Annotated in this window: 17 protein-coding genes, 1 tRNA gene and 2 pseudogenes; 11 read left to right on the top strand and 9 right to left on the bottom strand. The window is 72.8% G+C overall.

Annotated elements, in window-relative coordinates; genetic code table 11:
* Positions 1-204: 204 nt before the first annotated feature.
* The 4 genes from AB5L52_RS27220 to AB5L52_RS27235 all read left to right on the top strand — a co-directional run bounded on the left by AB5L52_RS27220 (position 205) and on the right by AB5L52_RS27235 (position 7,105).
* Complete coding sequence (locus AB5L52_RS27220) at positions 205-1,098, top strand: FAD binding domain-containing protein (protein WP_351025414.1); 894 nt, start codon at positions 205-207, stop codon at positions 1,096-1,098.
* Positions 1,095-3,392: a 2Fe-2S iron-sulfur cluster-binding protein gene (locus AB5L52_RS27225; protein ID WP_369366762.1), complete on the top strand. Its 2,298-nt coding sequence runs from the start codon at positions 1,095-1,097 to the stop codon at positions 3,390-3,392. Before AB5L52_RS27220 ends, AB5L52_RS27225 begins: the two co-directional genes overlap by 4 nt.
* Entirely contained in the window at positions 3,389-5,698 is a 2,310-nt protein-coding gene (locus AB5L52_RS27230) for a molybdopterin cofactor-binding domain-containing protein (RefSeq protein ID WP_351025418.1), read from the top strand. The genes AB5L52_RS27225 and AB5L52_RS27230 overlap by 4 nt, the downstream gene beginning before the upstream one ends.
* A 252-nt stretch (positions 5,699-5,950) precedes the next feature.
* Positions 5,951-7,105 carry an SUKH-4 family immunity protein gene (locus AB5L52_RS27235; protein WP_369366763.1) on the top strand — a complete coding sequence of 385 codons (1,155 nt, stop codon included), beginning with the start codon at positions 5,951-5,953 and terminating at the stop codon, positions 7,103-7,105.
* Between the two features lie 123 nt (positions 7,106-7,228).
* On the opposite strand, the gene AB5L52_RS27240 is transcribed toward AB5L52_RS27235, so the two are convergent.
* Together AB5L52_RS27240 and AB5L52_RS27245 are read right to left on the bottom strand one after the other, a co-directional pair.
* Positions 7,229-8,218 carry a hypothetical protein gene (locus AB5L52_RS27240; protein WP_369366765.1) on the bottom strand — a complete coding sequence of 330 codons (990 nt, stop codon included), beginning with the start codon at positions 8,216-8,218 and terminating at the stop codon, positions 7,229-7,231.
* A gap of 153 nt (positions 8,219-8,371) precedes the next feature.
* Positions 8,372-8,443 (bottom strand) — tRNA-Cys (locus AB5L52_RS27245).
* 231 nt (positions 8,444-8,674) lie between these two features.
* Between AB5L52_RS27245 and AB5L52_RS27250 the strand changes: the two genes are divergently transcribed.
* From AB5L52_RS27250 to dapE, 4 genes and pseudogenes are all read left to right on the top strand, one after another.
* On the top strand, positions 8,675-10,474 hold the full coding sequence (locus AB5L52_RS27250; RefSeq protein ID WP_351563190.1) for a DEAD/DEAH box helicase: 1,800 nt from the start codon (positions 8,675-8,677) through the stop codon (positions 10,472-10,474).
* A 406-nt stretch (positions 10,475-10,880) separates the two neighbouring features.
* Positions 10,881-11,522 carry a helix-turn-helix domain-containing protein gene (locus tag AB5L52_RS27255; protein WP_351025428.1) on the top strand — a complete coding sequence of 214 codons (642 nt, stop codon included), beginning with the start codon at positions 10,881-10,883 and terminating at the stop codon, positions 11,520-11,522.
* Between the two features lie 373 nt (positions 11,523-11,895).
* Positions 11,896-12,183, top strand: a pseudogene (locus tag AB5L52_RS27260) (amino acid permease C-terminal domain-containing protein); the annotation flags it as partial.
* A 63-nt stretch (positions 12,184-12,246) separates the two neighbouring features.
* Positions 12,247-13,353, top strand: a pseudogene (gene dapE / locus AB5L52_RS27265) (succinyl-diaminopimelate desuccinylase).
* Here the strand turns inward: dapE and AB5L52_RS27270 are convergent.
* Positions 13,334-14,890 (bottom strand): helix-turn-helix domain-containing protein, encoded by a 1,557-nt coding sequence (locus tag AB5L52_RS27270; RefSeq protein WP_351025433.1) that lies wholly within the window; start codon positions 14,888-14,890, stop codon positions 13,334-13,336. The pseudogene dapE and the gene AB5L52_RS27270 overlap by 20 nt on opposite strands.
* Positions 14,891-14,991: 101 nt before the next feature.
* On the opposite strand from AB5L52_RS27270, the gene AB5L52_RS27275 reads away from it, so the two are divergent.
* From AB5L52_RS27275 to AB5L52_RS27285, 3 genes are read left to right on the top strand one after another with little or no spacing between them, the layout of a single operon-like run.
* Positions 14,992-15,765, top strand: coding sequence for a chorismate synthase (locus tag AB5L52_RS27275; RefSeq protein ID WP_369366768.1), 774 nt, complete (start codon positions 14,992-14,994; stop codon positions 15,763-15,765).
* On the top strand, positions 15,762-16,871 hold the full coding sequence (menC, locus tag AB5L52_RS27280) for an o-succinylbenzoate synthase (protein WP_351025439.1): 1,110 nt from the start codon (positions 15,762-15,764) through the stop codon (positions 16,869-16,871). The genes AB5L52_RS27275 and menC overlap by 4 nt, the downstream gene beginning before the upstream one ends.
* Positions 16,872-16,924: 53 nt before the next feature.
* Positions 16,925-17,716, top strand: a complete 792-nt coding sequence (locus tag AB5L52_RS27285; RefSeq protein ID WP_369366769.1) for a S16 family serine protease — start codon at positions 16,925-16,927, stop codon at positions 17,714-17,716.
* Positions 17,717-17,732: 16 nt separating this feature from the next.
* Here AB5L52_RS27285 and AB5L52_RS27290 read toward each other — a convergent pair whose 3' ends face one another.
* From AB5L52_RS27290 to AB5L52_RS27315, 6 genes are all read right to left on the bottom strand, one after another.
* Positions 17,733-17,924: a hypothetical protein gene (locus tag AB5L52_RS27290; protein WP_369366770.1), complete on the bottom strand. Its 192-nt coding sequence runs from the start codon at positions 17,922-17,924 to the stop codon at positions 17,733-17,735.
* On the bottom strand, positions 17,921-18,499 hold the full coding sequence (locus AB5L52_RS27295) for a helix-turn-helix domain-containing protein (RefSeq protein ID WP_369368979.1): 579 nt from the start codon (positions 18,497-18,499) through the stop codon (positions 17,921-17,923). The genes AB5L52_RS27290 and AB5L52_RS27295 overlap by 4 nt, the downstream gene beginning before the upstream one ends.
* Before the next feature lie 106 nt (positions 18,500-18,605).
* A complete protein-coding gene (locus tag AB5L52_RS27300; RefSeq protein WP_369366772.1) occupies positions 18,606-19,562 on the bottom strand; it encodes a glycine betaine ABC transporter substrate-binding protein in 957 nt (318 codons plus the stop codon).
* Positions 19,559-20,413: an ABC transporter permease gene (locus AB5L52_RS27305; RefSeq protein WP_369366774.1), complete on the bottom strand. Its 855-nt coding sequence runs from the start codon at positions 20,411-20,413 to the stop codon at positions 19,559-19,561. Before AB5L52_RS27305 ends, AB5L52_RS27300 begins: the two co-directional genes overlap by 4 nt.
* A complete protein-coding gene (locus AB5L52_RS27310) occupies positions 20,410-21,675 on the bottom strand; it encodes a betaine/proline/choline family ABC transporter ATP-binding protein (RefSeq protein ID WP_369366775.1) in 1,266 nt (421 codons plus the stop codon). The genes AB5L52_RS27305 and AB5L52_RS27310 overlap by 4 nt, the downstream gene beginning before the upstream one ends.
* On the bottom strand, positions 21,668-22,315 hold the full coding sequence (locus AB5L52_RS27315) for an ABC transporter permease (RefSeq protein ID WP_369366776.1): 648 nt from the start codon (positions 22,313-22,315) through the stop codon (positions 21,668-21,670). The genes AB5L52_RS27310 and AB5L52_RS27315 overlap by 8 nt, the downstream gene beginning before the upstream one ends.
* Between the last annotated feature and the right edge of the window lie 3 nt (positions 22,316-22,318).

The following is a 22,318-nucleotide window of genomic DNA, read 5'->3' on the forward strand; positions in this document are numbered from 1 at the left end:
CACCAAAGAGTGTCAATCGGTGCGCACCGGTGATGCCGTGTGAAAACGGACCATCTCCGCGATGAGGTGGGCGAATGCCTCCTAGCGGACCCCCGCGTTCGGCCCTTGCGAAGATGTGCCAGAGTTGCCACGTCCGCCCTGTGAGCACGTACCGTACGGCCACACAGGTGGGACCAGGTGGGGCAGCGGGAAGGGGCAGCCGGTTTGACCACGCACGCACCGCAGGCGGCGCAGGCCGTCACGCTGCCCACGACGCTGGACGAGGCGGTGGCGGCCCTCGCCGCGATGCCCGCCGCGGTCCCCGTCGCGGGCGGTACCGACCTGATGGCCGCCGTCAACTCCGGCCAGCTCAGGCCCGCCGCCCTGGTGGGCCTCGGGCGGATCAGCGAGATCCGCGGCTGGCAGTACCAGGACGGCCACGCGCTGCTCGGCGCGGGCCTCACGCACGCGCGCATGGGCCGCCCCGACTTCGCGGCCCTGATTCCGGCGCTCGCCGCCGCCGCGCGCGCCGCGGGCCCGCCGCACATCCGCAACGCGGGCACCCTGGGCGGCAACATCGCCTCGGCCGCTCCGACGGGTGACGCGCTGCCGGTCCTCGCCGCCCTGGAGGCGACGCTGATCATCGCGGGCTCGGGCGGAGCCCGCCGGGAGATCCCGGTGTCGCACCTGCTGGCCGGCATGGAGATGCTGCGCGGCGGCGAACTCATCGGCTACGTGCGCGTGCCGCTGCTGCACGCCCCGCAGGTCTTCCTGAAGGCGACCGGACGCACCGGCCCCGGCCGGGCACTGGCCTCCGTGGCGCTCGTCCTCGACCCCGCCCGGCGCGGAGTGCGGTGCGCCGTGGGCGCCATAGCGCCGATGCCGCTGCGGCCCCTGGAGGCCGAGCAGTGGGTCGCGCAGCTGATCGACTGGGACAACGACCGCGCGCTCGTGCCGGAGGCCCTGAACGCCTTCGGCGAGTACGTCGCCGCGGCCTGCATCCCGGACCCGGCACCGGAGTCCGACGGTTCGGTGGCCCCGCTTCCGCCCGCCGTACTGCACCTGCGGCGCACCGTCGCCGCACTGGCCCGACGAGCACTGGGGAGGGCGCTGTCGTGACCGACGACCAGCACGGACAGGGCACGCCCCGGGGCGGCGGGCGCTGGGACCCGCTGCCCCAGGGCGACTACGACGACGGCGCCACCGCGTTCGTCAAGCTCCCCGAGGGCGGCATCGACGCCCTGCTGTCCGGCGACAGCCCGCTGGCCGCGCCCGGACACGGCTATGTGCCGCCGCAGATAGCGGTCGCCCCCGGCGCCGACGACCCCGCCGCGCCCGGCACGTGGACGGCGCCCGCGAGCGGCGTCGAGTGGCCCGACCCGAACGCCACGCCCCAGGCGCCGCCCGCCGACGACCGGTTCACCTACCAGCCCGGCGCGACCCAGCAGTGGACCTTCGAGGAGCCCGCGGCGGCCCCGGCCGCGCCCGGACACGACGTCACCGGGCAGTGGTCCATCCCGGTCGCCGGCGGTGATCTTCCGGACGAATCGGGCGAGTTCACCACGTCCTCCCTGGTCGAGCAGTGGGGCGGCACCCCGCCGGCCACGCTGCCCGGCGGCGCGCCCGCACCCTGGGCGACGGAGGGCGCGGGCCACCCCTGGGGCCGCCCCGCGGATCCCGACCACACCGACCACACCGGCCTGCCCGACCACACCGACGCACACCCGGCGGGCGCTCCGGCCGCACAGGCGCCGGGCGGTACGGGGGCACAGGCGCCAGGCGGCGCGGCCGCGCAGGGGTACGCGCGGGACGAGCAGTACGCAACCGATGACCAGTACGCAACCGATGACCAGTACGCAACCGATGAGCGGTTCGCGTCCGATGAGCGGTTCGCGCCGGATGGGCAGTTCGCGGCCGAAGGCCAGTACGCGCTGAATAGGCAGTACGCCCACGATGAGCGGTACGGGCAGGGCCTGACCGGTCGCGAAGAGGCCGGCCGCGAGGTCGGCCACGAAGAGCCCAGGCGCGAGTCGGCCGGTCACGAGAGGGCTGGTCACGAGGCGGCCAGGCGCGATTCGGCCGGGCGCGATTCGGCCGGGCGGGGAGAGCCCGGCCCGGCGGACGCCGGGCACGCACCGGCCGGTCGGGCGGACGCCGGTCCCGCCGACGCCGCGCACGCGCATACGCACGTCGAGGCCGGTCACCCGGGCGAGTTCGCCGAGCCGGCGGAGCCGGGTGCCGAACCGGCCGCGGTGTCGGACGTGGCGCAGGACACGGACGGCCATGGCCCCGCGGAGGCCCCTGGGCGCCCCGCTGACGGCCCGGCGGGCCACGACGGCCCCGCAGGGCCCCCCGAAGTCCCCCAGGGCGCCACAGCGCCCGACGCGCCCGTCACGCCGCCTTCGGCCGACGCGCCGGTGACCGCCGTCCCGGCGGAACCTCGGCCCCCGGCCGCGGCAGCCGTAGCCGAGCACACCGCCGACGCGCCCGAGACCGCCGTACCGGAAGCCGTACCGGACGCTGACGACACGCCCGGGAGCGGCGCCGAGGACACCGGCGAGGACACCGCGCCCCGGCCGGAGGCGGCCGCCGCCGAGGAGCACTCCGCGCCGCTGCCGCCGCACGACGACCACCCGCTCGCGTCCTACGTGCTGCGCGTCAACGGCGTCGACCGGCCCGTCACCGACGCGTGGATCGGCGAGTCGCTGCTCTACGTCCTGCGGGAGCGGCTCGGTCTGGCGGGCGCCAAGGACGGCTGCTCGCAGGGCGAGTGCGGGGCCTGCAACGTCCAGGTCGACGGCCGTCTGGTCGCCTCCTGCCTGGCCCCGGCGGTCACCGCGGCCGGCTGCGAGGTGCGTACGGTCGAGGGCCTGGCCGCCGACGGACAGCCCTCCGACGTGCAGCGCGCGCTCGCCCGGTGCGGCGCCGTGCAGTGCGGTTTCTGCGTGCCGGGCATGGCGATGACCGTGCACGACCTGCTGGAGGGCAACCCGGCGCCCACCGAGCTGGAGACCCGGCAGGCGCTCTGCGGCAACCTGTGCCGCTGCTCCGGCTACCGGGGCGTCCTGCAGGCCGTCCAGGAGGTCGTCGAAGAACGCGAGGCGTCCTCCCACGCCGCCTCCTCCCACGCCGCCGCCGGCGACGCCGAGACGGACGCGGACGAGGTCCGTATTCCCCACCAGGCGGGCCCCGGCTCCGGCGGCGTCAACCCGTCGGCGTTCGAGGCCCCGGGCGCGTTCGACACGCCGCCGGCCGCCGCGGCCGGCTACCGCGACGCGCCGGAGGCGTACGGCGCGCCCGACCCGTACGGCACGCCCCCGCACGGCACACCGGGACCGCACGACCCGCACGGTCCGCGCGACCAGTACGGTCCGCACGACCCGCACTACGGCCAGGACGGAGGCCAGGCGTGAGCAACGAAGCCGCCACGGCGACCACCGCCGCGGAACCCGCTCCGGAGGCGGAGTCGTCGCCGCACGGCATCGGTGCCTCCCTGCCGCACGCCGACGCCCGCGCCAAGACCGAGGGCACCTTCCCGTACGCGGCCGACCTGTGGGCCGAGGGCCTGCTGTGGGCGGCCGTGCTGCGCTCCCCGCACGCGCACGCGCGCATCGTGTCCATCGACACCAGCCACGCGCGCGAGATGCCCGGCGTACGCGCCGTCGTCACGCACGACGACGTGCCCGGCACCCCGCGCTACGGCCGGGGCACCCCCGACCGGCCGGTGTTCGCCTCGGAGGTCGTACGGCACCACGGCGAGCCCATCGCCGCCGTAGCCGCCGACCACCCGGACACCGCGCGGATGGCCGCCGCCGCCGTCATCGTCGAGTACGAAGTACTCGATCCCGTCACCGACCCGGAGCAGGCCTTCGAGGCGGAACCCCTGCACCCCGACGGCAATCTGATCCGGCACATCCCGCTGCACCACGGCGATCAGGACGCCGTCGGCGAGGTCGTCGTCGAGGGCCTGTACCGGATAGGGCGCCAGGACCCGGCCCCGATCGGTGCCGAGGCCGGTCTCGCCGTGCCCCGTCCCGACGGCGGCGTCGAGCTGTACCTGGCCTCCACCGACCCGCACGCCGACCGCAACACGGCCGCGGCCTGCTACGGCCTGTCCCCGGATCGGGTGAAGATCGTGGTCACCGGGGTGCCGGGCGCCACCGCCGACCGCGAGGACCAGAGCTTCCAGCTGCCGCTCGGCCTGCTCGCCCTCAAGACCGGCTGCCCGGTCAAGCTCACGGCCACGCGCGAGGAGTCCTTCCTCGGCCACGCCCACCGCCACCCCACCCTGCTGCGCTACCGCCACCACGCGGACGCCGAGGGCAAGTTGGTGAAGGTGGAGGCGCAGGTCCTGCTGGACGCGGGCGCGTACGCGGACACCTCCGCCGACTCCCTGGCCGCCGCGGTCTCCTTCGCGTGCGGCCCGTACGTCGTCCCGAACGCCTTCATCGAGGGCTGGGCCGTACGCACCAACAACCCGCCCTCCGGTCATGTGCGCGGCGAGGGCGCGATGCAGGTGTGCGCCGCCTACGAGGCGCAGATGGACAAGCTGGCGAAGAAGCTGGGCCTGGACCCGGCCGAACTGCGGCTGCGCAACGTCCTGGCGACGGGAGACGTCCTGCCCATTGGCCAGACGGTGACCTGCCCGGCGCCGGTCGCCGAACTCCTGCAGGCGGTACGGGACTTCCCGCTGCCCGCGCTGCCCAAGGACGCCCCCGAGGAGGAGTGGCTGCTGCCCGGCGGGCCCGAGGGCGCGGGCGAGCCGGGCGCGGTGCGCCGCGGCGTCGGCTACGGCCTCGGCATGGTGCACATGCTCGGCGCGGAGGGCGCCGACGAGGTGTCCACGGCGACGGTCAAGGTCCACGACGGCGTCGCGACCGTCCTCTGCGCCGCCGTGGAGACCGGCCAGGGCTTCACCACCCTGGCCCGGCAGATCGTCCAGGAGACCCTCGGCATCGAGGAAGTCCATGTGGCGCCCGTCGACACCGACCAGCCGCCGGCCGGCGGGGGCTGCCGGGGCCGGCACACGTGGGTGTCGGGCGGTGCGGTGGAGCGGGCCGCGAAGATGGTCCGCACACAGCTTCTGCAGCCCCTCGCGCACAAGTTCGGCATGTCCACCGAGCTGCTGCAGATCACCGACGGCAAGATCACCTCGTACGACGGTGTGCTGTCGACCACGGTCACCGAGGCGTTGGACGGCAAGGAGCTGTGGGCCACCGCGCAGTGCCGCCCCCATCCCACCGAGCCGCTCAACGCCTCCGGGCAGGGCGACGCCTTCGTGGGCCTGGCCTTCTGCGCGATCCGCGCGGTGGTGGATGTCGACATCGAGCTGGGCTCGGTGCGCGTGGTGGAGCTGGCGGTCGCCCAGGACGTGGGCCGGGTCCTCAACCCGACGCAGCTGGCGGCCCGGATCGAGGCGGGTGTGACCCAGGGCGTGGGCATCGCGCTGACGGAGAACCTCCGGACGCCCCGCGGCCTGATCCGCCACCCCGACCTGACCGGCTACGCCCTGCCGACCGCGCTGGACGCCCCGGACATCCGGATCGTCAGACTCGTCGAGGAACGCGACGTCGTCGCCCCCTTCGGCGCCAAGTCCGTCAGCGCGGTCCCGGTCGTGACGGCACCGGCCGCGATCGCCTCCGCGGTCCGCGCGGCCACCGGCCGCCCGGTCAACCGGCTCCCGATCCGCCCGCAGGCAGCGGTGGTCACGGCCCAGTGAGCACACCCGGCACGAGCGACTAGCGGCGGGCACCGGGGCCCTGTTCACAGGTGCCCGGTACGGCGGTGCGGGTGATGCTCCCGGGTGCGCAACGCCCCCGACGCGCCGGGCGTCCTCCCTGGTGAGGGCCGTTGTCAGTGGGGCGGCGTAGTGTGCTGAGCGGTGGGGGGAAACCGCCAGGGTCGCGTGGGTCGCGTACGACAACGCACGCGGTCACGCACGCAGATCGCACGGGAAGATCGCGGGGGAGCGATGAGCACGACCGACGCCGGGGTTCCGGCGATCACGCTGACCGAGGCGGAGCTGGACCGCTATGTCACGCACGCGCCGACGCGCGGCCTGCTCGGCGGCTCCGGACTGCCCGCGGCCACCGACCTGCTGACCTTCTCCCCGCTCCGCACGCACGGCCTGCGCACGCTCGCCGACGCCGCGGACGGCCCGTTCCGCGTCGCGGACGAGCTGCGGGACCGGCTGGTGATAGGCGAGCTGCTCAACCCGGCGGGCATGCGGCGCGAGTCCATCCTGCTCGACGGTGGCACCGGCGAGCTGACGACGGCCTACCTCTTCGACCCGTCCGGCGCCCGCCCCTTCGCCCCTTCCCTGGACGCCCTCCTGCGCTTCGCCGCGGTCACCGAGGAACTGGCCGGCCTGCGCGGCCGTTTCGCCTCCCTCGCGGGCCGGTACGGCCCCGGGACGGTGACCGAGGCCACCCGGCGACTGCTCGCCCTCTTCGAGGAGGGCACGGGCGGCAAGGTCCCGCCGTACTGGAAGGCGGCGGCCCTGATCCGCCCGCTCGCCCTCGTCGCGGGCCCCGGCACGGCGTCCGGGCTCACCCTGGACGTCTCGGCCCGGCTGCTGGACCAGGAGTTCGGGCACGGCCGGGTGGCCCGCTTCGAGGAGGTCGACTTCCCCGCGACGCTCACGCACGAGCCGACCCGCCGCTTCCTGCGCGAGACCGGGCTGCCGGAGGAGGCGGTCCTCTTCCACGCCGACCCGGACGTCCCGCTGCCGACGCTCCGGGAGTACGCCACCGAGGACTACGCCGTCCCTCTGGCCGAACTCCCGGCCCACGCGGACCACTTGATCCGCCTGGGCCGCCTGGTCGGGGACAACAGCCTGGTGATCGACGGCAGAACGGGCGCGGTCCTGACCTTCAGCGAGCCGGAGGCGACGCTCCACCCCCTCAACACCGACGTCTCCACCCTCGCCTTCACGCTCTGGCTCCTCCACCACGAGCGCACGATCGACGAGCACCTCGGCGCCGAACTGACGACCCGCGCCTACGACCAACTGGCCGCCGCCATGCTCCACACCCTGACCACCCTCGACCCCACGACCACCCTCCCGGCGACGGACTGGCACTACTGGACGGAACAGTTCCGCGACGAGACGGGCGGCGCCCTCTGAACCCCGAAGGGCGACACCCTGCCGAGAGCGCCGCCTCTGCAGGGGCCGTGGCGGGAATCGAACCCACGTAACTCGCCTCGCGGGTCCGTTCTCTGTGCCCGCCTGCGGACAATGCCCCGCGGTTCAGGACTCCGTCGGGGTGCCGTGCAGTCGGACCGTGCTGAGGATCTTCATGATGGTGGCCGTGGGAACCTCGTCGCGGACACCCTTGGCGCCGTAGAAGGTCCACGCCACGAAGTCACCGGCCGAGTTCTTGAAGCCGAACGTGAGCGCCTTGCCGTCGCTGTCGCACTTGCCCTTCTTGGGCGTGTTGGTCGACCGGGCCCAGGCGATGCTCCCCTGGACTCCCGCGGTGGTCTTGTAGGGCTGGGCCTTCTCGTCGACGGTGAAGCTCTTCTTGTCGGGCTGTGTATAAGGTGCGTAGACCCACCAGCCCACGGTTTGCACCGCCACCTCGTCGGTGTTCTTGGCACCGCCCGCGCCCTTGGTGCCGGTCGCGGCCAGTGCCGTGTCGTCCGTCCGGCCGTCCTTGTCGTCGTCGGACGTGCACCACTTCGGCTTGTCATAGGCTATGCCCGACATGTAGGCGATCGGCTTGCCCGTCTTGTTGTCCGCGTAACCGATGGCGGCGGTCGAGGGCTCCACCTCCCAGTCCGGCGGCACGTCGAAGGCGATGCCCCACTTGGCGTTGATGGTGACCTTCCAGCCAGGGATGGTCGGCTTCTCGCCCCCGGAGCCGCGCGGGTCGTCGTCCGACCCGGATGCGGAGGCCGTCGGGCTCTGCGGCGCCGCGGCCGACGCCTTGGGCTTGCCGCCAGCGGCGTTGTCGTCCTTGTTGCCGCCGAGGACCAGGAAACCGGTGACGCCGGCGGCCACCACCACGGCCATGGCCGCCCCGATCGCGACGACCTTGGTCCGGTTGCCTCCGCCGCTCGGCGGCTGGGGCGCCCCCACGGGCGCGGGTGCGCCCCACTGCGGCTGCCCTGGCTGCCCGGGCTGCTGGTAGGGGTTCGGCTGCTGATAACCCGGCTGCTGGTACGGGTTCGGCTGCGGGTAGGGGTTCTGGTTCTGCGGGATTTGCTCGCCCCCGGGCGGCTGCTGTCCTGGCCACATGTGCGGTAACCCTAATGCCGCAGTCACCAAGTCAGTCAGCCAGGAAGCGGCCCTGGGCGCGCGGGGACTGCGACGGGAACCGAGACGGACGAGGAAAGGGGCGGCACCCCTCCAGGGATGCCGCCCTTTCGTTTTGCCTGGTCAAGCCACCAGAGGCCGTGGCGGGAATTGAACCCACGTAACTCGCTTTGCAGGCGAGCCCCTCAACCACTCGGGCACACGGCCGTGTTCGTGGGAACGACGCTATGGGGCCGGTGCGGGGCGGCTCAAGCGGACCGGCGGGGCTGCAATGGGACTGCCATACGGCGTTCATGAAAGGCGTGCACTGGCCGATGGTTGTGACGTGGGTCCCACCCGTGGGGTACCCGGGCTCGTCCGGGGGTGGCGGGTGGGGCGGCGCCGGTAGGGTGGCCCGGTTGTCATACGTAGCCGAGCACCCCATACAAAACGGAGACCGTGACTACTACCGCCGCTTCCTCCGCGCACTCGCACCACCTCTCGCCCGCCTTCCCCGGGCGGGCCCCTTGGGGTACCGCCAGCAAGCTGCGTGCCTGGCAGCAAGGGGCGATGGAGAAGTACGTCCAGGAGCAGCCGCGTGACTTTCTCGCCGTCGCCACGCCCGGCGCCGGCAAGACCACCTTCGCGCTGACGCTCGCCTCCTGGCTGCTGCACCACCACGTCGTGCAGCAGGTGACCGTGGTCGCACCGACCGAGCATCTGAAGAAGCAGTGGGCGGAGGCGGCGGCCCGGATCGGGATCAAGCTCGACCCCGAGTACAGCGCGGGCCCGCTCGGCAGGGAGTACGACGGGGTCGCCGTCACCTATGCCGGTGTCGGCGTGCGGCCCATGCTGCACCGCAATCGCGTGGAGCAGCGCAAGACCCTCGTCATTCTCGACGAGATCCATCACGCCGGTGACTCCAAGTCCTGGGGCGAGGCCTGTCTGGAGGCGTTCGAGCCCGCCACGCGCCGGCTCGCGCTGACCGGTACGCCGTTCCGCTCCGACACCAACCCCATCCCCTTCGTGACGTACGAGGAGGACAACGCCGGCATCCGGCGGTCCGCCGCCGACTACACGTACGGGTACGGGTCGGCCCTGTCGGACGGGGTCGTGCGGCCCGTCATCTTCCTCTCCTACAGCGGCAACATGCGCTGGCGTACGAAGGCCGGAGACGAGATCGCCGCCCGGCTCGGCGAGCCGATGACCAAGGACGCGGTCAGCCAGGCCTGGCGTACGGCGCTCGACCCGCGCGGCGACTGGATGCCGAGCGTGCTGCGCGCCGCCGACCAGCGGCTGACCGAGGTCCGCAAGGCCATCCCGGACGCCGGCGCTCTCGTCATCGCCTCCGACCAGGACTCCGCCCGCGCCTACGCCAAGCTGATCCGCGAGATCACCGGTACGAAGGCCACGCTCGTGCTGTCCGACGACGCCGGCGCCTCGAAGAGGATCGACGAGTTCAGCGACAGCACCGACCGGTGGATGGTCGCCGTGCGGATGGTGTCCGAGGGCGTCGACGTGCCACGGCTCGCGGTGGGGGTGTACGCCACCACCATTTCGACCCCGCTGTTCTTCGCTCAGGCCGTGGGGCGTTTCGTACGGTCCCGGCGGCGCGGCGAGACCGCCTCCGTCTTCCTGCCGACCGTCCCTGACCTGCTGACCTTCGCCAACGAGATGGAGAAGGAGCGGGACCACGCCCTCGACAAGCCGAAGAAGGAGGGCGAGGAGGACCCGTACGCCGAATCCGAGAAGGAGATGGAGGAGGCGAACAAGCAGCAGGACGAGGACACCGGCGAGCAGGACATGCTGCCGTTCGAGGCGCTGGAGTCCGACGCCGTCTTCGACCGGGTCCTCTACGACGGCGCCGAATTCGGCATGCAGGCCCACCCCGGCAGCGAGGAGGAGCAGGACTACCTCGGGATTCCCGGGCTGCTGGAGCCGGACCAGGTGCAGATGCTGCTGCAGAAGCGGCAGGCCCGGCAGATCGCGCACAGCCGGAAGAAGCCGGACACCGAGGCCGACCTGCTGGAGCTGCCCGCCGAGCGGCGGCCGGTGGTCAGCCACAAGGAGATGATGGAGCTGCGCAAGCAGCTCAACACCATGGTCGGCGCGTACGTCCATCAGAGCGGCAAGCCGCACGGGGTGATCCATACCGAGCTGCGGCGGGTGTGCGGGGGGCCGCCGAGTGCGGAGGCCACGGCGGGGCAGCTACGGCAGCGGATCGCCAAGGTGCAGGAGTGGGCCACGCGGATGCGGTGAGGCTCCGCTGGGTTCGGCGAATTACTTGCCCACCCGCCCACCCGCCCAGCCGCACACCCGCAGGCGAGAGCTCGCTGTCGCAGGGCTTCACCCCGGACCCCCCAGGTGGATGGCGCGTGTCACTTCCTGGGGCGTGTGCGTATCCGGACGAATTGCTGCAGGCCGGATCTGGTCTTGCCCGGATTCTGGACGGAGACTTCCGCTCAGCGAACCTGCTTCGCTACTGTCCCGCTACGCACACGCCCCGTGGCAGCGCCGCCGCGGAGCGCAGCCGTGAAGCGACTTGGTCCGGAGCCGCCGGGCCGTTCTGCCGATCGGCGGCCTCTGAAGCGCGTCGCCGACGGGACTCGGTGACGCATCCGTCGCTCAGGGGGCCGCCGGCCTCACCACCAAAGGAGTGGGCGTCGTGACCGCGGAGACCTCTCAGACGCTCGACCGGGGACTGCGCGTCCTCAAGCTGCTGGCCGACACCGACCACGGGCTGACCGTCACCGAGCTGTCCATGAAGCTGGGCGTGAACCGTACCGTGGTGTACCGGTTGCTCGCCACGTTGGAGCAACACGCGCTCGTACGGCGTGACTTGGGCGGGCGTGCCCGGGTCGGGCTCGGGGTGCTGCGGCTCGGACGCCAGGTGCATCCGCTGGTGCGGGAGGCCGCGTTGCCGGCGCTCAGGTCGCTCGCCGAGGACATAGGGGCGACGGCGCATCTGACGTTGGTGGACGGGACGGAGGCGCTGGCCGTCGCCGTGGTCGAACCGACGTGGACCGACTATCACGTGGCGTACCGGGCCGGGTTCCGGCATCCGCTGGACCGGGGGGCCGCGGGGCGGGCGATCCTGTCCGCTCGGCAGGCGCCGTCCGAAGGACCTGGTTACACCCTCACGCACGGCGAACTGGAGGCCGGGGCGAGCGGGGCGGCAGCACCGCTGGTCGGGGTCACGGGCGTCGAGGGCAGCGTGGGCGTGGTGATGCTGGCGGACTCCGTACCGGAGCGGGTGGGGGCGAGGGTGGTCGAAGCGGCCCGGGAGGTCGCCGAGGCCCTGCGCTGACCGCGTGGCCCCGTGGGGGTACCCCACCCTTTGCTCATCCGGTCAAAAGCCAACCGGCAGCTTTGGCCGATCCGCTCACCCCGCCGCACCCATACCTCCGCATCATCAGGGGCCAAACAGCCCCGAGCGGAGGGAACAGCGCGGTGGAGGCAACAAGACGTCGGCTCACCCGGCGGCAAACGGTGGACGCGCTGGCCGGTGAAGCCGGCGGCAGCCGGTTGCGGCGGACCATGGGCGTGGCTCAGCTCACGCTGCTCAGCGTGGGTGCCACCCTCGGCACCGGGATCTTCGTGGTGCTCGGCCAGGCCGTGCCGGAGGCCGGCCCCGCCGTCGTCCTCTCGTTCGTGCTGGCCGGCGTCACCGCAGCATCGCGGTCCTCGCCGCCCTCGTGCCGCTCGGCAGCCTCGCCGACGCCACCGGCATCGGCACGCTGTTCGCGTTCATGCTGGTCAACCTGGCGGTCGTGCTGCTGCGCCGGCGCAGTCCCGGGACCCCGCGCTCCTTCCGGGTGCCGTTCTCGCCCGTCACGCCCCTCCTCGGCGTCGGCTTCTGTGTCTACATGCTGGGCAGCCTGGGCGCCGACACCTGGATCGCCTTCGGCGCGTGGCTGGCGGCCGGACTCGTCGTCTACGGCGGCTACGGCATCCGGCACTCCAACCTCAACAGCCGCAACAGCCAGCCTCAGCGGCCCCCAGGAAGACCCCGCACTCCAGGAAGACCCCGCATGACCGCCCCCACCACTCCTGTCGCCCCCGCCACCCCCGTCACCTCCGCCACCCCCGTCCTCGATCTCACCGCCGACGTCGTCACCCTCACCCGCGCCCTCGTGGATCTGCCCTCCGAGAGCGGGCGGGAGGACGTCATCGCGGACGCCGTCGACACCGCCCTGCGCGCCCTGCCCCACCTCACCGTCGAGCGGATCGGCAACTCCGTCGTCGCCCGCACCGGGCTGGGCCGCTCCGAACGCGCCCTGATCGCCGGGCACGTGGACACCGTCCCGGCCGCCGGGAACCTGCCCTCCCGGCTCGCCGGCGGCCGGGTGCACGGGCTCGGCGCCTGTGACATGAAGGGCGGGGTCGCCGTGGCGCTGCGGCTGGCCGCCACCGTGGCCGCGCCCGTCCGCGACCTCACCTACGTCTTCTACGAGTGCGAGGAGGTCGAGGGGGACCGGAACGGGCTCGCCCGCATCGGGGCCGAGCGGCCCGACCTGCTCGCCGACGCCGGGCCGGCCATCCTCATGGAGCCCTCCGACGCGGGCGTGGAGGCGGGCTGCCAGGGCATCCTCACCGCCGACATCGTGATCAGGGGCGTCCGCGCCCACACCGCCCGCGCCTGGCAGGGCGTCAACGCCGCCCACCAGGCCGGTGAGGTGCTGCGGCGGCTCGACGCGCACCGGCCGGAGCGGGTCGTGGTCGACGGGCTGGAGTACCGGGAGGGGCTCAGCGCCGTCGCCGTACGGTCCGGGATCGCCGGGAACGTAGTACCCGACGAGTGTGTCGTCACCGTCAACTGCCGCTTCGCGCCCAGCCGTTCAACGGAGGAGGCGGAGGCCCGCGTGCGCGCGCTCTTCCCGGAGTACGAGGTCCGCGTCACCGAAGCCGTCGCCGGGGCGCTGCCCCACCTCGACCGGGTCGGCGCGCTCGTCGCCGCGCTCGGGGCCGAGCCGCGGCCCAAGCTCGGCTGGACGGACGTCGCCCGGTTCGCGGCGCTGGGCGTGCCCGCGCTCAACTAGGGCCCCGGGGACCCGTCCCTCGCCCACACGGCGCTGGAGTACGTCCCGGTCGCGCACCTGGAGCGGTGTGACGCCGGGCTCAGGGCGTGGCTGAGCTGAGGCCGGCCAGCGCCCGCAACTGCAGCCACAGCACCAGCCGTTCGTCGGGGTCGTCGAGGTCGACCCCGGCGTGCTGCTGGAGCTGTCTGAGGCGGTAGCGGCAGGTGTTGGGGTGCACGGCGAGGAGTTTCGCCGCGCCCGCCATGTCGCAGCCCGCGTCGAACCAGGAGACGAGTGTGCGCGCGTATGCCGTGCGGTGCCCGGCGTCGTACGCGAGCACTCGCCGCCAGGCGCCCGCGCTCAACTCCCGCCGCTCACCCATCACTTCGGACAGGCGCAGCAGGGTGACGCGGGCCCGGACCTCGTCCACCGTGGCCACCGGCAGCTCCGCGTCCAGCACCCGCAGCACCAGATCCGCGTCCGCCCGCGAGTCCGCGAGGCCCGTCGCGTCCGGTACGACCTCGCCGAGCGCCGCCCGCACCGGCACCCGCAGCGCCTGCCCGGCCCGCGCCACGATGTCCTCGGCGAGCCTGCGATGCCGCTCTCCGGGGCCGGGCAGCACCGCGTACACCACCCCGTCGACCAGTACGCCCGCGTGCCGCCCGTAGCGGGCCTCGCACTGCAGTCGTACGACGTCCAGCAGGCGCAGCGCCGTGCGCTCGGTGTCGGGGACGCTCGCCGCCGAGTCCAGCACGAAGGCCGCCACCCGGGCGGGCCCGTCAACTCCCAGCCGTTCGGCGGCCGTTGCCGCGTCCGGCGCCGTGCCGTCCAGCAGTCGGCGCAGCAGTTCGCCGCCCTGGTACCGGGCCAGCTCGCGGGCCGCGCGCGCCCGCAGCAGGAGCAGGGCGGCGGTGGAGGCGCCCTGGGCGAGGGTGTCCTCGGCGTCCGGGGCGAGCGCGCCGCCGTCGATCACCCACACCGAGCCGAGCGTCTCGCCGCCGGCCCGTACCGGCATCGCGAGGCGGGGCAGGTCACCGGCGGACAGCGCGGGCAGCCCGATCGGGCGGTCGGCGGCGAACAGCCGCCGGTACTGCTCGGTGTTCTCCGCGCCGGCCGGCACCTGGCGGCCGAGGATGCCCTGCCGGCGGTCCTCGTCCACCGGCTGCCCGGGGACGGTCGAGTAGGCGAGGATCCGCTGCCGGGGGTCCTCGATGGCGGTGGCCCCGCCGGTCGCCGTCGCGATCGCGTCGGCCAGCGCGAACAGGTCGCCGAGCCCGCTGTCGGAGGGGGCGGCGGCGCTGGGCCGTGCGGCGATGGCCGAGGCCAGCAGCAGGTGCACGTGATGCCAGGCGGCGTCCTCGGCGACGGAGAGCAGGGCCACGCCGTGCGCCCGCGCCTCCGCGACCGGCCCGTCCGCGCCGCGCACCACCACCCCGGTCAGCCCGGCCTCGGCCGCCGCCCGCAGCAGCGGCCCGGCCTGGGCCGCCGGCACGCCGACCGCCAGCAGCAGCGCGCCGGGCAGCCGGGGGAGCGGGAGATGACCGTCGTACAGGACCGCCTCCGTGACCGGTACGGCCTGTCCGGCGGGGGCCGTGTGCAGGCGCAGGGCGGGACCGCCGACGACGTCCAGGAGGTCACCGAGGGTGCAGACGTCCATGAGGGTCCCCAGCAGGCGGTTGGCGGATGGTGAAACGAACCTACGTATGCCTTGGCCGCTCGCACAACACACGGGCACCCGGCTCCTTCGAGACTCGTGCCATGACAGCAGGAGTCACCGTCCGTACCGTCCACGACGTCGCCTCCCTCGCGGCCGTCGCCGACTACTTCAGCGACGTCTGGCAGACGCACCGCACCGCACCGCCCTACCCGGCCGAGGTCCTGCGCAGCCTCGTGCACGCCGGCGGCGCGGTGCACGCGGCGTACGACGGGCAGCGGCTCGCCGGGGCGTCCGTCGCCGTGCTCGGCGCCGGCCACGGCACGTACTCGCTGGTGGCCGCCGCCGGGCGGGGGCTCGGGCACGCCGTGAAGCTGGCCCAGCGGGACTGGGCCGTCGGCCTGGGCGCCCGCACCATGCGCTGGACCTTCGACCCGCTGGTCGGCCGCAACGCCCGCTTCAACCTGGTCAAGCTGGGCGCCGTCGGCACGGAGTACCTGGTCGACTTCTACGGCCCCATGACCGACGGGGTGAACGACGGCGACGAAAGCGACCGGCTGACGGTGACCTGGGAGCTGGGTGCGACCCGGGAGGCGAGCGCGCCGGGGCCGTCGTACGACCTCGCACCGCGGGGGCCGGTCACCGCCACCGCCCCCGACGGCGATCCCCTGGCCCGCCGGGACGGGCGGCACCTGTGGTGCCGGGTGCCCGAGGACGTGGTGAAGCTGCGCGCCGCCGACCCGGTGCCGGCGCTGCGCTGGCGGCACGCGGTGCGCGAGGTGCTGTCGGCGGCCTTCGCGGAGGGGTTCCGGGCCACCGGGATGTCCCGTGACGGCTGGTACACGCTGACCCTTCCGACCGAGGAGGCCGGGGCATGAAGCTGGAGCGCGTCGAGATCGTGCACGTGGCGATTCCGCTGGCCACTCCCTTCCGTACGTCCTTCGGGACGATGACGACGAAGGACACCTTCCTCCTGCACGTCGTCACGGACGCGGCCGAGGGCTGGTCGGAGTTCGCCGCCGACCCCGAGCCGCTGTACTGCTCGGAGTTCGTCGCCGGCGCCGAGATCGTGCTGCGCGACTTCCTGATCCCGCGCACGGCCGCCCTGCCGCACCTCACCACGGCCGCACTCGCCCCCGCCCTGGCGAGGATCAAGGGCCACGAGCTGGCGAAGGCGGCCCTGGAGACGGCCCTCCTGGACGCCGAGCTGCGGTCGTACGGCATGCCGCTCGCGACGTACCTGGGTGCGGTACGGGACCGGGTGCCGGCCGGGGTGTCGGTCGGCATCAAGAACTCGGTCCCGGAGCTGCTGGACGACGTGGCGCGCTACCTGGCCGAGGGGTACGTCCGGATCAAGCTGAAGATCGAACCGGGCTGGGACGTCGACCCGGTCCGGGCGGTCCGCGACCGCTTCGGCGACGCGCTCCCCCTCCAGGTCGACGCCAACACCGCCTACACCCTCGCGGACGCGGAGCGGCTGCGGCGGCTGGACGAGTTCGGGCTGCTGCTGATCGAGGAGCCGCTGGAGGAGAACAACCTGCACGCCCACGCCCTGCTCCAGCAGCGGCTGCGGACGCCGGTCTGCCTGGACGAGTCCCTGCACCACGCCCGCGACACCGCCGCCGCGATCGCGCTGGACGCCTGCCGGGTGGTGAACGTCAAGCCCGCCCGGGTCGGCGGCTATCTGGAGGCCCGCCGGGTCCACGACGTGGCGCACGCGCACGGCGTCCCGGTGTGGTGCGGCGGCATGCTGGAGACCGGCATCGGCCGGGCCCCGAACCTCGCCCTGGCCGCGCTCCCCGGCTGCACCCTCCCCGGGGACACCTCCGCCTCGTCCCGCTACTTCGCCGAGGACATCACCGAGCCGTTCGTCCTGCGGGAGGGCCATCTGCCGGTTCCGACCGGCCCCGGCATCGGCATCGCGCCCCTTCCGGAGGCGCTGCGCCGGTTCACCCGGGACCGACGGGACCTGTACACGGGATGACCTGACCCGTACGCGGCACAGGGCACAGGCAGTGGTCACGTTAGATTGATGTCGTGCTCTCTCGTCTCACGCGTTCCCAGGCCGTAGCCGTCTGTGCGCTGCCCGTCGTGGCCCTGCTGGCCACGGCGGCGTTCGCGCCGCTGCCGTTCGCGGTGGCCCAGCCCGGGATGACGGCGAACGTGCTCGGCGAGAACAAGGGCACCGAGGTCATCACCGTCTCCGGCGCGACCGCCCGGAGCACCAGCGGTCAGCTGCGGATGGTCACGATCGTGGCGACCGGCCCGGACACCAAGGTCACCTTGGTCGACGTGTTCCACAACTGGTTCCGCACCGACCGGGCCGTCATGCCGCACGACGCCGTCTACCCGAGCGGCGACACCGTCAAGGAGATCGAGCAGCACAACGTGGCGCAGATGCGGCAGTCCCAGGACGCCGCGACCCAGGCGGCGCTGCAGTATCTCGGGCTGAGCCCCGACAAGGTCAAGGTCACGCTGAAGCTCGCCGACGTGGGCGGGCCGAGCGCGGGTCTGCTGTTCACCCTGGGCATCATCGACAAGCTGCACGGCGACGGCAGCGGCGGCGACCTCACCGGCGGCCGCACCATCGCCGGTACGGGCACGATCGACGCGGAAGGCAAGGTCGGGGCGGTCGGCGGCGTGGCCCTGAAGACACAGGCCGCCCGGCGGGACGGAGCCACCGAGTTCCTGGTCCCGAAGGCCGAGTGCACCGACGCCAAGGCGGAACTGCCGAAGGGCCTCAGACTGATCCCGGTCACCACACTGAAGGACGCGGTGAACTCCCTACAGGCCCTGGAGAAGGGCAAGGCCTCGGTCCCGAGCTGCTAGGCCCCGGCGTCAGGACCTAGGCCATCGCCGGTGCGGGCCGCGGGGCGGCCGCCAGGCGCAGGCCGAGTTCGACGAGGGTCCAGCCGACGCGGGTGCGGAGACTTCTCGGGGGCTTGGCCTCCGTGGCCAGGCGGTGAGCGTCTGCCTGGGCTCGTAGGTCGGTCATGTGCATGTGGGCCAGGGCGCGCTGGGTCCTGGGGTCGGTCATCGGGGCCTCTTTCGGTCCGTCCTGATGGGGAAGAGGTGCGAGTGGAGGCGGACGTACTCCGCCTCCGGGTCGTCCTCGACCTCTTCGAGGTCGTCGTACTCCTGGATCAACTCGTGCATTCTGCGGACGAGTTCGCGGCTCCGCTCGGGTGTCAGCCGCAGTTCCCAGTCGCTCAGGTCCGTGGCGTGGTCTGCCCACTCGGGGAGCCACTCGTCGCGCGTCGCCACCCAGGTCGTCAGCTCCCGGGCGCGGGTGGCGGCGATCTCGTGGAGGAGCAGGTCGGCCGCGCCGCGTACCTCGGGGCTGGTGTCCTGGAGCAGTGTGTCGCCCATGGTGATGCCCTGCTTGACCGCCTGCCACCACCGCTCGCGCCCTTTGCCGCGCTCCGATGCGTCTTCGACGAAGCCGTGGGCGGCCAGTTGACGCAGGTGGTAGCTGGTGGCTCCGCTGGACTCGCCCAGCCGTTCGGCGAGCATCGACGCGGTGGCCGGGCCGTGGCGGCGCAGTGCGTCGAGCAGTGCCATACGCAGCGGATGTGCCAGCCCGCGCAGTGAACGGGCATCGAGCTGGCGCATGTCGCGCTGTTCCGGCTGCTGCTCTTCCTCTGTCACGCGTACAAAGATAGCTATGCAAAAACTCCTTTGCAACGCTCCCTTTGCATCAACTTCTTTGTACCCGCGCCTACTTCACCAGCCCCTCCTGCTTCATCCAGTCCAGGGCCACCTGGTGGGGATCCTGGCCGTCCACGTCCACCTTGGCGTTGAGGGTCTGGGCCACCGTGTTGTCCAGCTTCTTCGTGACGGGCTCGATGACGCTCGCGATAGCCGGCCACTTCTGCAGGATCCTGGTGTTGATCACGGGAGCCGCGTTGTAGTTGGGGAAGAACTTCCTGTCGTCCGCCATCACCGCCAGGTTCATCGACCTGATGCGCCCGTCGGTGGTGAACACCTCGCCGTAGGTGCACTTCCCCGTGGCCACCTGCGTGTAGATGATCCCGGTGTCCATCTGCGTGACGTTCCGCGCCGGCACGCTCATCCCGTATGCCTTCTCCAGACCCGGCAGCCCGTCGGCCCGGTTGGCGAACTCGCTCTCCACGCACAGGGTGACGGCGCCCGGGTCCCTCTTGGCCAGCGCGGCCACCTGCGAGAGGGTCCGGGTGCCGTACTTCTTGAAGGTGGACTGGTTCATGGCCAGCGCGTAGGTGTTGTTCAGCCGTGCGGGCGGCAGCCAGGTCAGCCCGTTCCTCAGGTCCGCGTCCCGCACCGCCTGCCACTGCTGCTCCGGGTCGGGGATCGGGTGGCTGTTGCCCTGGTACGTGATCCACGCGGTGCCCGTGTACTCGTACATGGCGTCCGCCGACCCGCCCTTCACCGCCTCCCGCGCGCCGATCGAGCCCTGGATGCCGGTGCGGTCCAGCACGTCCGCGCCGGCCGCCTGGAAGGCGATCCCCATGAGCGCGCCGAGGATCAGCTGCTCGGTGAACTCCTTGGAGGTGACGGTGAGATGGGCCCCCTTCAGCGGCTCGCCCGCCCCGACCGCGCCGGGTCGGACGGCGTCGGCCATGGGGGAGCCGCTGGTCAGGCCGCAGCCGGAGACCATCAGCAGCCCCGCCGCCAGCAGGCATGCCCCGCGTCTCATACCCGCACCTCCAGGCCGCGCGGGCGCAGCAGCACCTCCGCCAGCGAGGCCAGCCAGTCCACCAGCAGGGCGAGCGCCACGGTCAGGACCGAGCCGAGCACCAGCACCGGCATGCGCTGGGTGGTGATACCGGTGGTGATCAGCACGCCCAGGCCGCCGCCCCCGCCGAAGGTCGCCAGGGTCGCCGTACCGACGTTGAGGACCAGGGCCGTACGGACGCCCGCGAGGATCAGCGGTACGGCGAGCGGCAGTTCGACCCGGCCGAGCACGCCGAGCGGGGACATGCCGATGCCGCGGGCCGCCTCCAGCAGGGTCGGGTCGTTGGCCTTGAGACCCGCGATGGTGTTGGAGAGGACCGGCAGGATCGCGTAGACGATGATGCCGATCAGGGCCGCCCTGACGCCGACGCCGAGCCAGATGACCAGCAGGGCCAGCAGGCCGATCGCCGGGGTCGCCTGGCCCATGTTGGCGCAGGCCATCGCGACCGGGGTGGCCCTGCGGAAGGCCCGCCGGGTGAGCACGACGCCCAGCGGGATCGCGATGACCAGCACGAAGAACGTGGAGATCACGGTCAGTTCCACGTGCTGCCAGAGTGCCTTGGAGACCTGCCCGCCCGACAGGGCGTTGCGCGAGATCGTGTCCAGGTGCGCCTGCCGGAACCACAGCCAGGTCGCCAGGAGTACGGCCGCCAGGAAACCGGGCAGGACCGTCAGCCGCGGCCAGGACAGGCGCCGGGCGGGCGGGCGCGGGGCCGGCGGCGGGGCCTCCTGCTCCGCCTCGCCCTCGTCGCGGAAGGCGAGCCCCTTGACCTCGTGCTCGCCCTCGGGCCGCGGCTGTCGCTCGGTGCTCACGCCTTCGTCACCCCTCCGGGCCCCTCCTGCTCGAAGTGGGTCTGCTGGGCGCGTGCCTCCTCCAGCTCGTGCTGGGCCTCCATCGCCTCCAGCCGGTCGGCCTCCAGCAGCTCGTGCACGGAGTTCATCAGGGTCTCCATGTCGACCACGCCGATGTACTCGCCGCGCCGCCCGGTCACCGCGACCCGGCCCGCGTTGTCCGTGAGTACGGCCTCCAGCGCGTCCCTGAGGGTCGCGTCCCGGGTCACCGTGTCGTGCACCAGCGTGCCCGCGCGGGCCAGCGAGCCCTTGGCCCGCATCAGGTCGCCGCGGCGCAGCCACTTGTAGGGGCGGCGGCGCTTGTCGAGGAGCAGGATCTCGTTCGTGCCGCTGCCCCGGATCACGGTGAAGATCTCCTGGAGCGGGGTCTCCACGGTCACCGTCGGGTAGTCCTGCATCTCCACGTCCCGCACCCGGGTCAGGTTCAGCCGCTTCAGGGCCGCGCCCGCCCCGACGAAACCGGAGACGAAGTCGTCGGCCGGGTTGGTGAGGATCGCCTCCGGGGTGTCGAACTGGGCGATGTGCGAGCGTTCGCGCAGCACGGCGATCCGGTCGCCCAGTTTGATCGCCTCGTCGAAGTCGTGGGTGACGAACACGATCGTCTTGTGCAGTTCGTGCTGGAGCCGGATCAGCTCGTCCTGGAGGTGATCGCGGGTGATCGGGTCGACCGCGCCGAACGGCTCGTCCATCAGCAGCACCGGCGGATCGGCCGCCAACGCCCTTGCCACGCCCACCCGTTGCTGCTGGCCGCCGGAGAGCTGGCGCGGATAGCGGCCGTGGAACTCGCCCGGGTCGAGCCCGACGAGGTCGAGCAGTTCCTCGACCCGGGACCGGATCCGCGCCCGCGGCCAGCCGAGCATCTTCGGTACGAGGGAGATGTTCTGGGCGACGGTCATGTGCGGGAAGAGACCGGCCGACTGGATGGCGTACCCGACCTTGCGGCGCAGCTTCACCGGGTCGATGTCGGTGACGTCCTCGCCGTTGATCCGGATACGGCCGCCGGTCGGCTCGATCAGCCGGTTGATCATCTTGAGCGTCGTGGACTTGCCGCAGCCGGACGGGCCCACGAAGATGACCGTCTCGCCCGACTTGATCTCCATGCTCACGTTGTCCACGGCGGGCTGCTGACTGCCCGGATACCGCTTGGTCAGGTTCTCCAGCTCGATGGAGGCGCCGTGGCTCTCCTGGCTCTCGCGGCGCTGGCTGGCGGACGTCTCAGACACGGATCCCCCTCGGAATGGTCAGCCGGCCGATGAGGACGTACACGGCGTCGAACAGGAGCGCGAGGATGACGATCCCGAGGGTGCCCGCGAGCACCTGGTTCAGCGCGTTCTTGCTGCCCAGGGAGGCGAGCCCGCGGAAGATCTCGTTGCCGAGGCCCGGACCGGAGGCGTAGGCGGCGATCGCGGCGATGCCCATCAGCATCTGCGTGGAGACCCGGATGCCGGTCAGGATCGGCGGCCAGGCCAGCGGCAGCTCCACCCGCACCAGCCGCACCGGACGGGACATGCCGATGCCCCGGGCCGCGTCCACCAGCGTCGGGTCCACCCCGCGCAGGCCCACGATCGCGTTCCGCACGATCGGCAGCAGCCCGTACAGCGTCAGCGAGACCACCGTGGGCGGCACGCCCAGGCCGACGACCGGGATGAGCAGACCGATCATCGCCAGCGAGGGGATGGTGAGGATGGTGGAGGTGGCGGTGGTGGCGAGGTTGCCCGCCCAGTCCGAGCGGTAGGTGACCACCCCGGTCAGCACCCCGATGGCGGTCGCCAGGACCATGCACTGGAAGACCGCGCTGGCGTGCTGAAAGGCGTCCGCCAGCAGCTGCTGGTGACGATTGCCCAGGTACTCCCAGAACGTCACCCG

Origin of the sequence: Streptomyces sp. CG4, assembly GCF_041080655.1 — a bacterium.
Lineage (GTDB): Bacteria > Actinomycetota > Actinomycetes > Streptomycetales > Streptomycetaceae > Streptomyces.

Excerpts from the sequence above, each read along its gene's own strand:
- AB5L52_RS27275 (WP_369366768.1), top strand. The coding sequence starts at position 14,992 with ATGACAGCAGGAGTCACCGTCCGTACCGTCCACGACGTCGCCTCCCTC.
- AB5L52_RS27270 (WP_351025433.1), bottom strand. The coding sequence starts at position 14,890 with ATGGACGTCTGCACCCTCGGTGACCTCCTGGACGTCGTCGGCGGTCCC.
- AB5L52_RS27300 (WP_369366772.1), bottom strand. The coding sequence starts at position 19,562 with ATGAGACGCGGGGCATGCCTGCTGGCGGCGGGGCTGCTGATGGTCTCC.
- AB5L52_RS27295 (WP_369368979.1), bottom strand. The coding sequence starts at position 18,499 with ATGCGCCAGCTCGATGCCCGTTCACTGCGCGGGCTGGCACATCCGCTG.
- AB5L52_RS27290 (WP_369366770.1), bottom strand. The coding sequence starts at position 17,924 with ATGACCGACCCCAGGACCCAGCGCGCCCTGGCCCACATGCACATGACC.
- AB5L52_RS27240 (WP_369366765.1), bottom strand. The coding sequence starts at position 8,218 with ATGTGGCCAGGACAGCAGCCGCCCGGGGGCGAGCAAATCCCGCAGAAC.
- AB5L52_RS27235 (WP_369366763.1), top strand. The coding sequence starts at position 5,951 with ATGAGCACGACCGACGCCGGGGTTCCGGCGATCACGCTGACCGAGGCG.
- menC (WP_351025439.1), top strand. The coding sequence starts at position 15,762 with ATGAAGCTGGAGCGCGTCGAGATCGTGCACGTGGCGATTCCGCTGGCC.